This window comes from Streptomyces sp. NPDC091387, from assembly GCF_044756945.1.
Classification (GTDB): Bacteria; Actinomycetota; Actinomycetes; order Streptomycetales; family Streptomycetaceae; genus Streptomyces.
Window position 1 is genome coordinate 26,639 of sequence record NZ_JBIVTZ010000037.1, and the last position, 8,514, is coordinate 35,152.

Genomic DNA, 8,514 nt, shown 5'->3' on the forward strand with positions numbered 1-8,514 from the left:
GATGTCCGCGGTGAGCACGTTAGGAGCCGTGCGCGGGCGCCCCCAGTGGGCACAAGTGACGCCTCGGGGGCTGGCCACAAGTGCCCAGTGCCGCGACGGAACGCCGCTGGCCACGATGGACGACGTCACTCGCCGACAGCCCGGACGCCCGGAGCCGGCTCCCGAAGCGCCGCCGAACGCTCCCGTGCGAAAGGGACGTGGGGGACTCGGTCGCGGCGGGGCCTGCCGCGGGTGACCGGCCCGATCGCAACGATCGCGGCCGCCTACGGTGTCGAGAGGAAAGCCGGTCGTGTACCTGCGTCACCAGCCCCCGGAGAGCCCGCCCCACGTGGTCCTGAGCACCATCCCCTCGGACGCGCACACCTGGAACCTGCTGTTCCTCCAGCTCATGCTGGAGGAACAGGGATGGGAGGTCACCAACCTCGGTGCCTGCGTCCCGGTCGATGTCCTGGTCACCGAGTCCGCCGCGCGGCTCCCCGGCCTCATCGTCGTGAGCACCGTCAACGGCCACGGTGCAGAGGAGGCCCCGGCCCTGGCCCGCGCGGTGCGTGCCGTGCCCGCCCTGGCCCGGGTACCGCTCGTCATCGGCGGCAAGCTCGACACCGAGGGGTCCACCGGCCCCGACGCCCATCCCGCGCTCACAGAGGCCGGCTTCGACGCTGTCCTGACCGGGCCGAACGCCGTACCGCGGCTGCTTGCCCTGCTCGACTCCCTGTCGCAGCGCGGGCAAGGAAGGGCCTACGCCGATGCCGCCCGCTGACCCCGCCGCCGGCAGCGCGACACCGCTCACCGGACCCGCCCCCGGTGGCGCCTTCCACCGCTTCATGGACGAGGCCGCACGCTCCGGCACGCTCGTCGTCCAGCCCCGCATGGGGTTCGCGGACCCCGCCAGGATGCGCGCCGGGCTGCTCGCCACCCGTGGCGCCGCCGCCACCACCGTCGGCACCCTCACCCTCGACAGCTTCACCCGCGTCGGGGACTACGCGGCCGCCGCCCGCGCCGTTGCCCACGGGTACCCGCTCAACGGCTACCCGCTCGTGAGCATGCCCGTCGCCACTACCACCGGGCTGCTCGACCGCGTCCGCGGCGAGGACTTCCCCGTCCAGGTGCGGCACGGCTCCGCGCAGCCCGGCCGCATCGTCGAGGCACTGATCGACGCCGGACTCGACGCCACAGAGGGCGGCCCCGTCTCCTACTGCCTGCCCTACGGGCGCACCCCGCTCGCCACGTCCGTACAGGCATGGCGCGAGGCGTGCCGCACGCTCGCCGCGCTCCGGGCGTCCGGTGTCGAACCGCACCTGGAGAGTTTCGGAGGCTGCATGCTGGGCCAGCTCTGCCCGCCCTCGCTGCTCATCGCCCTCTCCGTACTGGAAGGGATGTTCTTCCGGCAGCACGGTCTGCGCAGCGTCTCCCTGAGCTACGCCCAGCAGACCAGCGCGGAGCAGGACGAGGAGGCTGTTCACGCCCTGCGCGCCCTGGCCGCCGACCACCTCCCGGACACCTCCTGGCACGTGGTCGTCTACGCCTACATGGGGGTTTACCCGGAGACCAGGTCCGGCGCGCTGTCCCTCGTGTCGGACGCCGCCCGGCTCGCGGTGCGGACCGGAGCCGCGCGCCTCATCGTCAAGACGGCAGCCGAGGCCGCCCGCATTCCGTCGATCGACGAGAACGTCACGGCGCTGGAGACGGCCACGAGCGCCGCGCGTTCCGTGCGGCGCACCGCGCCACCGCCGTCCACCGGCATCGAGCAGGAGGCCCGTGCTCTCGTGGAGGCCGTCCTCGGGCTGCACACCGACGTGGGGCAGGCGCTGATCCGGGCCTTCGCCCGTGGCTACCTCGACGTCCCCTTCTGCCTGCACCCCGACAACGCGGGCCGCACCCGCAGCGTCATCACCGAGCAGGGCCGGCTGGAGTGGTCCCGCACCGGATCGCTGCCGCTCGGCCCCACCGCCACCGTGCACCGCTCCCGCCGCCTGACCTCGTCGGGACTGATGGGCGCACTGCATCACGTCAAGAACCGCTACGACGCGCCCGCCGCCTCGCTCGCGCGGGCCAGCTGACCACACGTCACCCTCCCCCTCCCAAGGCCCCTTTCGGGCCGGTGAACCGTACGTCGACCGGACAAGGACCGACATGACACTCCAGATCGACCACCCCCTGGCGTTCGCCGCCGCTCCCGCCCTGCCCTCGCCGCTGGAACACCTGCGCGACCCGCGCACCAGGGCGGCCCTGCGCATCCAGCAGGCCCTGGTCGCGGGTGCCCGCGCCTATCTGCGTGCCGACGACGCGGTGGAAATGGCCCACCCGATCATCGGCCCCGTCACCGACCCCGGCTCGCGCGGCGCCAAGCAGGTCGACGTCGACTACTACGGACACAGCTACAAGCTGATGACCAGCGCCATCCTCTACAAGCAGGCGTCCCTGCTGGCGTACGACCGCATCTTCCTCGTCGCGCCCAACGTCCGCCTGGAACCCGTGGAGACCAGCACGACCCGCCGTCACCTCGCCGAGTTCCGGCAGATCGACGTCGAGTACGCGGGCGCCGGCCGCGACGACGCCATGGACATCGCCGAGGGTCTCGTCCGCCACGCGGTCACCACCGTCGCCGACGAGTGCGGCGCAGAGCTGGCCGTACTGGACCGCGACCCAGAGACGCTGCGCCGGTTCGTCGCCCGGCCGTTCGCCCGCGTGCCGCACGGCGAGGTCGTCGAGCGGCTGCGCCGCGACGGCTACCCGCAGGCCGCCGGCACGGAGATCGAGTGGGAGGCGGAGGAGCGCATCTCCCGCCAGGCCGACGCCCCGTTCTTTGTCGTCGGCTACCCCAAGGGCTCTCGCGGCTTCTACGACAAGGAGAGCCCGGCCGAGCCCGGCACCCTCCTCAACTTCGACCTGATCGCACCCGAGTCCTGCGGTGAACTGTGCAGCGGCAGCGAGCGCGAGAGCGACTACGCCGCCCTGGTCACCCGGATGCGGGAGACCGGTGAGAACCCCGCCAAGTACGCCTGGTACCTCGACGTCGCCCGTCACGGCATCCCCCGGAGCGCGGGCTTCGGAATCGGGCTGGAACGCCTCACCCGCTGGGTCGCCGGCCTCGACTCCGTCTGGCAGGCCACCGCCTTCCCGAAGCTCGCGGGGGTCGTGTCCCCGTGACGTACCTGACCGCACCCGGCCTGCCGGAAGACGACATCCGCACCCGTGCCCGCGACGGAGCCGCCGCCGTCTTCCCGCCGCTCGACAGCTACGGCACCGCCGTCTTCGGGGCAACCCGCGAACCGGGCGACGACATCGACACCCTGCGCCTGGCCCCGCCCGTCTTCATGCCCGGCCGCCTCGCCAAGCTCATCGACCTCGGCCGCGAACCGCTCTACTCCGACGTCCGCCTCACCACCGCCCTCGGCGGCTTCGACTCCCCGCTGCCGGTGTACGTGTCGGCCCTCGGCTCCACCCGCGTCGCCGGCACCAGCCTCGCCCTCAGCCGCCAGGCCGGACGCCTCGGCATCCCCATGGTCATCGGCGAGAACGTCGCCCCGATGAACGGCTTCCGCAGCAGCGGCGACGACCACCGCAAGGGACTGCTGGAACGCATCCTCGCCTACTGCGAGGAACTGCCCGACGGCGTCGGCGGCCTCTGCGTCCAGCAGAGCACCGAGGACGCCGACTCCGAGGTCTGGAACCACGTCTACAGCGAACCCGCTGTCTCCGGACTCCTCGCCTCCGGCCGCCTCGGCTTCGAGATGAAGGTCGGCCAGGGCGCCAAGCCCGGCCTCGGCGGCCTCACGATGATCAGCGAGGCGGTCGCCGCCGACCTCGACGGCCAGTACGCCGTCGAACGACTGACGGACGACGGAGCGGTCCTGCGCTGCTCCAGCCCCGGCACCTTCACCGACGAGATCTTCCGCCGTCAGATCCAGCTCATGCGCAACAACTACCCACGCGCCCGCTGCTGGGTGAAGCTCTTCCCCGGCAGGGACGTCGGCGACGCAGCCGCCATCGCCTGGGAAGCGGGTGCCCACGCCGTCACCGTCGACGGAGCCGAGGGCGGCACCGGGTGGGCCCCCACCGGCTTTCTGGGCCATGTCGGACTGCCGCTGGCCGAGTGCCTGCGCCGCGTCGAACCCGCCGGCCGCACCCTGCTCGCCAGCGGACGCGTCTGGGACGGCATCCGCGCCGTGAAACTCCTCGCCCTGGGCGCCCGCGCCGTCGGCCTGGGCCGCGCCGCGCTGGTCGCCGCCGACGAGGACCCGGTACACGGACTCGAACGCCTCCTGGACGCCATGGCCCTGGAGATGCGCATGGCCGTCAGCTCCCTCGGCAGGTACGCGGCGGACGAGACCGGCCCCGAGGACCTGTGGAGGCCCGAGTCATGATCTACGAGCACACGTACGAGATGGTCACCGACGACCTCTTCGTCCGCCTGCCACGGATGGCACCGGGTACCGAGGTCTTCCTCAAGATCGAGGGGCTCAACCCGGCCGGCTCCGTCAAGCTCAAGACGGCACTGAGCCTCGTCCAGGACGCCGAGCAGCGCGGCGTCCTCACCCGCGGGGCCCGGATCATCGAGTCATCCTCCGGAAACCTCGGCATCGCCCTCAGCTCCATCTGCGCCACCAAGGGGTACTCCTTCACCTGCGTGGTCGACCCCAACACCAACGCGGCCAGCATCGACCACATGCGCGCCCTCGGCGCCGAGGTCGTCGTCGTGGACACGGTCGACGCCAACGGCGGCTTCCTCCAGTCCCGCATCGCCCACATCCGGCGCCGCGTCGAGGCCGACCCCGCCATGGTGTGGCTCAACCAGTACGCCAACCCGGCCAACCCCCGCGCCCACTACGAGCAGACCGCGTGCGCCCTGCTCAAGGAGCTCCAGAAGATCGACTACCTGTTCGTCGGCGCGGGCTCCACCGGCACGTTCGTCGGCTGCTCCCGGTACCTGCGCGAGTTCTCCCCGGACACCCGGATCGTCGCCGTGGACGCCGTCGGCTCCATCATCTTCGGCGCCCCGCCCGGACGCCGCGTCATCCCCGGACTCGGCGCCAGCCGCGTCCCCGAGCTCTTCGAACCCGGCCTCGCCGACGACGTCGTGCTCGTCGCCGAGGAGGACGCGGTCCACGAGTGCCGGCTGCTCGCCCGCACGCACGGCCTCCTGGTCGGCGGCTCCACCGGATCCGTCCTGGCCGCGATCCGCCAGTACGCCGACGCGTTTCCCACCGGCTCCCGCATCGCCGCGATCTCACCCGACATGGGCGAGCGCTACCTCGGCACCGTCTACAACGACGCCTGGGTGGGAGAACACCTCGGCGTTCTCGCGTGACCACCGCCACCGCCTCCGTGCCCCTCCCGCGAAAGGGAATGCCGATGTCTGCGTTTCATGTGATCGACGGTGCCGTCACCCGAGACGTCATCACCTCCGCGCCGTCCGAGATCGTGGAGATCGTGCGGGACACCTACCTCCGGCACAGCCGCGGCGACACCGTGAACCCCAACAGCTACTTCCTGCGCTTCCCCGAGAACCCCGGCGCCCGCATCATCGCCCTCCCCGCCCACCTGGGCGGCGAGGCACCGGTCTCCGGCCTGAAGTGGATCGCCAGCTACCCGGAGAACGTGCGGCAGAACCTGCCCCGCGCCTCCGCGGTCCTGCTCCTCAACGACGCGGACACCGGCTACCCGTTCGCCTGCCTTGAGGCGTCCGGCATCAGCGCCGCCCGTACGGCGGCCTCCGCCGCGCTCGCCGTGGAGACCCTGGCCCCCGACGACGCGCCCCGCACGGTGCTCTTCGTCGGCGCCGGCGTCATCGGGCGTACGGTCTCCGACTTCCTCGCGGCCCGTGGACTCAACGTCCGCGAGTGTCTCGTCCACGACCATGTGGACTCGTACGCCGAGAAGTTCGCCGGCTACGCGGCCGAGGTCCACGGGTGGCGGGCCAGGTCCGTCTCCGACGTCGACGCGGCCCTGGCCACCGCCGACCTGGTGGTCCTGGCGACCACGGCGCCGGCGCCGTGGCTGGCGGACGGCCAGCCCCTGCTGCCGGAGCAGCTCATCCTGAACCTGTCCCTGCGGGACATCCACCCCACGGTCATGATCAAGTGCCACAACGTCCTCGACGACATCGACCACTGCCTGACCGCCCAGACCTCACCCCACCTCACCGAGACGGAGTACGGCAGCCGCGACTTCATCGACGGCACCCTCGCGGACGTCCTGCGCGGCAAGACCGTCCTCGACCGGGACCGCCCCACCATCTTCTCCCCGTTCGGTCTCGGCGTCCTGGACCTGGCGGTCGGCTGCCACATCTACCGGACCGCGCTGGAAAGCGGCCGAGCGACCGAAATCCCAGGTTTCTTTCCGGAGCTGACGCGCTGGTGACCTGACCTGACCTGACCTGACCTGACCTGGCTGACCGCCGCACGTCGATGTCCTTCGCCCCGGCCCCGGGCACCCTCCGCAGAACGCGGAGGGTGCCCGGGGCCGGGGCGTTCCGGCATGTGCGGCGAGGAGGACACGCACCCCTATAGGTTCGAGCGGGAGCGTGGCGGCGGCTCCGCCCGGGTAGACGGACCTGCAGGTGCTGAGCTGGACCATGTGCGACGTGGTCCGCTGGGGCGGCTGTACGGCACGCCGGACGGCGCAGAAGGTCGCGCTGCTGAAGCAGAAGGTCCAGGACAAGTACGTCCAGGCCGTGCTCCTGCAGGAGGTCTGCCAGAGCACCCTGAACGAGCTGCTGACGCAGCTGGGGCCCGGGTGGAGCGCGAACTGCACGCCGTACCACTGGTCGGAGAAGGGCAAGCTGAGCGTGAGCCCGTGCGAGACCAAGCCGGGCCGCCCGACCGAGCCGCTGGACCCCCACGACGACGTGGGCACGGCCATCGTGGTCAAGGCGGGTCTGCCGGATCCGGTCAAGCACCCCATGCTGCAGCCGAGCACGGCACTGGTCCCGCCGTTCCAGTGCGCGACGGCCGACTACTTCGAGCTCCGGCTCTGCAACGTGCACTCCCCGCAGCGTGAGTCCGACAACGACTTCCCGGCGCTGGACCACCGCGACGACTATCAGCTGGCGGTCAAGGACATCGTCGAGGACTACCCCAAGGTCGTGTTCGGCGGTGACTTCACACCCGGACGCCGGACTCGGGCCCTGAGCACGCCAAGGTGTGGAAGCCCGCGGAGCCGTACGCCACGGGACCGGACACACCGGGGTACGCGGAATGCGACCAGGACGGTTGGCCTCGCCAGGTCACCCGACCTGCCGGTTCTGGCCTCTTCCTGAGACAGCAGGGCGGCCTGCACCGATTCCATCCGAGCCAAGGGTGGACCAGAGACACACGCAAAGCGCTCGGCTGGAGATTCCAGCCGAGCGCTTGCATGGACTGCCCGCCGCCACATGTCAGGGATCACGTGTGGCAACGATCCCTGGAATCCGCACGCGAGAGCGGGGGGCGGCTCCCGGCGGCGCGATAGCCGTCAGGCCGGCAGCAGCAGCCCCGCCCCCCGGTCGAAGCCGTGCGTCACGGCCTCTCGCACCGCGGTGACCAGCACGGACAGCTGCTCCTCGCCCTTGACCATCTCCATGTGGCGACCCGGCATCGGACGGATGTCCAGACCCGTCGAGTAGAGCTCGCGCCAGTGTGCGACGTACCGCGCCTGCGGCACCTCGTCGCCGCTGCCTTCGCGTACGGTGTCGCTGACGAACAGCGTCGCCGGGGCCGTCGAGCGCTCGGGCCGGTAGGCGGCGAGCGACTGCACCTCGGCCTCCAGCACCGCGTAGGGCAGCCACTCGTCGAGCGTGATCGCGGTCTCCTCGATGTTCATGTCCGGGGCCAGGCGCTTCATCTCCCCTTCGGTGCGGGTGCGTTGGGCGCCGGTCTCACCCTGCCCCCGCTGCCACAGGGCGTTCACCCGGCGGTACACCTCCGCGTGCCGCTGGAACCGGTCCCGCTGGTCGTCCCCGGTCGTCGCCGGCTCCAACAGGAGCAGTGCGGCCACCCCCTGCGGGTCCCGCACCCCCATCGCGTGCGCGATCACAGCGCCGGTCGACCATCCGAGAATCGTGCACGGCCCCTCAGGCTGCACCCGGCGGATCTCCCGCCAGTAGCGTTCCGCGATGGCCTCGAAGCCGACCAGCGGCGACTCGCCCGCGTTCAGCCCCGGCGCCTGGATGCCGTACACGGTGAACGCCCCGGCCAGGCGCTGCGCGAGCGCCTGGTACGGATGCGTGCTCCCACCGCCGGGGTGTACGCAGAACAGCCGGGGCAGGGCGGGGTCGGCTTCGGCCGAGAGCAGTACGACCAGTCCGTCGGCCGCGGTCTCCTGGGTGTCCAGTACGGCGGCCAGTTCGGCCACCGTGGGATGCCGCATGATCTGCTGAACGCTGATCCGCAGGCCGGCCTCCCGGATCCGGGAGGTCACGCGCACCGCGCTGATGGACTGTCCGCCGAGTGCGAAGAAGTTGTCGTGGATGCCGATGGTGGTGATGCCGAGGATGTGTGTCCAGATGGTGGTGATGAGGTGTTCGGTGGTGGT

Annotated in this window: 8 protein-coding genes; 7 read left to right on the top strand and 1 reads right to left on the bottom strand. The window is 71.5% G+C overall.

The features are described from left to right. Positions 1-289 precede the first annotated feature (289 nt). The 7 genes from ACIQM0_RS38645 (at position 290) to ACIQM0_RS38675 (ending at position 7,261) form a co-directional block, all read left to right on the top strand. A complete protein-coding gene (locus tag ACIQM0_RS38645) occupies positions 290-760 on the top strand; it encodes a cobalamin B12-binding domain-containing protein (RefSeq protein ID WP_385031410.1) in 471 nt (156 codons plus the stop codon). Next, a complete protein-coding gene (locus ACIQM0_RS38650) occupies positions 747-2,060 on the top strand; it encodes a methylaspartate mutase (protein ID WP_401295758.1) in 1,314 nt (437 codons plus the stop codon). The genes ACIQM0_RS38645 and ACIQM0_RS38650 overlap by 14 nt, the downstream gene beginning before the upstream one ends. Before the next feature lie 73 nt (positions 2,061-2,133). Then, positions 2,134-3,150 carry an asparagine synthetase A gene (locus tag ACIQM0_RS38655; RefSeq protein WP_401295761.1) on the top strand — a complete coding sequence of 339 codons (1,017 nt, stop codon included), beginning with the start codon at positions 2,134-2,136 and terminating at the stop codon, positions 3,148-3,150. Further along, entirely contained in the window at positions 3,147-4,367 is a 1,221-nt protein-coding gene (locus ACIQM0_RS38660; protein ID WP_363024495.1) for a glutamate synthase-related protein, read from the top strand. The genes ACIQM0_RS38655 and ACIQM0_RS38660 overlap by 4 nt, the downstream gene beginning before the upstream one ends. Beyond that, positions 4,364-5,311: a 2,3-diaminopropionate biosynthesis protein SbnA gene (gene sbnA / locus ACIQM0_RS38665; protein WP_401295764.1), complete on the top strand. Its 948-nt coding sequence runs from the start codon at positions 4,364-4,366 to the stop codon at positions 5,309-5,311. Before ACIQM0_RS38660 ends, sbnA begins: the two co-directional genes overlap by 4 nt. A gap of 44 nt (positions 5,312-5,355) precedes the next feature. Next, the gene (gene sbnB / locus ACIQM0_RS38670; RefSeq protein WP_401295766.1) at positions 5,356-6,363 is read left to right on the top strand and encodes a 2,3-diaminopropionate biosynthesis protein SbnB; all 1,008 of its coding nucleotides are present in this window, start codon (positions 5,356-5,358) and stop codon (positions 6,361-6,363) included. Positions 6,364-6,562: 199 nt separating this feature from the next. Further along, entirely contained in the window at positions 6,563-7,261 is a 699-nt protein-coding gene (locus ACIQM0_RS38675; RefSeq protein ID WP_401295769.1) for a hypothetical protein, read from the top strand. Between the two features lie 194 nt (positions 7,262-7,455). On the opposite strand, the gene ACIQM0_RS38680 is transcribed toward ACIQM0_RS38675, so the two are convergent. Next, positions 7,456-8,514 (bottom strand): alpha/beta fold hydrolase (locus ACIQM0_RS38680; protein ID WP_401295772.1); only part of this gene is annotated, 1,059 nt, incomplete at its 5' end.